Source organism: Pseudomonas sp. RL_105y_Pfl2_101, assembly GCF_963970585.1.
In the GTDB taxonomy this organism is placed as follows: domain Bacteria; phylum Pseudomonadota; class Gammaproteobacteria; order Pseudomonadales; family Pseudomonadaceae; genus Aquipseudomonas.
The window spans coordinates 1-1,064 of record NZ_CAXAPG010000128.1; the positions used below are offsets into that span (position 1 = coordinate 1).

The 1,064-nt window shown below is 66.4% G+C and carries 1 protein-coding gene; it reads right to left on the reverse strand.

Going from position 1 to position 1,064, the window contains the following annotated elements; all coding sequences use genetic code 11:
• On the reverse strand, positions 1-1,064 hold a 1,064-nt coding region (locus AACY31_RS28755; protein WP_339505659.1), incomplete at both ends, for an AMP-binding protein.

Genomic DNA, 1,064 nt, shown 5'->3' on the forward strand with positions numbered 1-1,064 from the left:
TCGGCTCGCCCCCCAGCACCACGCGTTTCAGGCAGGCAAGGCCTTGCTGATGGTCGGCGTCCACCAGCGCGTGGAAGGCGCTGGGGGACATATTGAGGTGGCTGATCCCGGCCTCGGCGACCTGGGCAACGATGGCGCCGGGGTTGAACGGTTCGGCGGCCAGGTGCAGCGTGGCCCCGACCATCAGCGGCGCGAGGATGTTCTTCTGGGTCAGGTCGAAGTTGTAGGAAGACGCCAGCAGCACCGCATCGCCGGCGTCGAAGGTCAGGTCCTCGAGGTACCAGTCCAGCAGGTTGCGCAAGCCGCGATGTTCAACCATCACGCCTTTGGGCAAGCCAGTGGAGCCGGAGGTGTAGATCACGTAGGCCAAGTGACTGAAACTCAGCCCCTTCACCTGCGGGTTGTGGGCTGGGGCTTGGGCCAGTGCCGCGCAGCCCAGTTCCAGCGTCGCCAGGCCTTGGGGCAGCGGTAGCTCGTCCAGGCCGGATGGGTGGACCAGGGCACGCGGCTTGCTGTCGGCCAGCATGTGGGCCAGGCGTTGCGCCGGGTACTGTGGGTCGAGCGGCACATAGGCCGCGCCGGCTTTGAGGATGCCCAGCAGGCCGATCAGCATGTGCGGGCTGCGGCGTGCGCACAGGCCGACGGTGTCGTCGGGCTGCACACCCAGCGCGATCAAACCGTGGGCGACGCGGTTGGCCTGGGCGTTGAGTTCGGCATAGCTCAGGGTCTCGCCGGCGCAGACCAGCGCCACGGCATCCGGGGTGAGGCTCGCCTGGGCCTCGAACACGACGTGAGGGAAGCGGCTCGGGCTTTCGTCCAAGGCAACACTAGTCGGGTTGAAAGTTTCCAGCAGTTGCCGACGCTGCGTGTCATCCAGCAACGGCAGAGTCGCCAGGGGCTGCGTCGCATCGTCGAGCATGGCGTCGAGCAGGTGCAGCAAGTGCTGGCCCCAACGGGCGATGGTGCTTTCATCGAACAGGTCGGTGGCGTATTCGAACTGGCCGCTGATGCAATCGCCGTCGTCGTTGAGGGACAGGCTGACGTCGAACTGGGTGGTGCCAGTG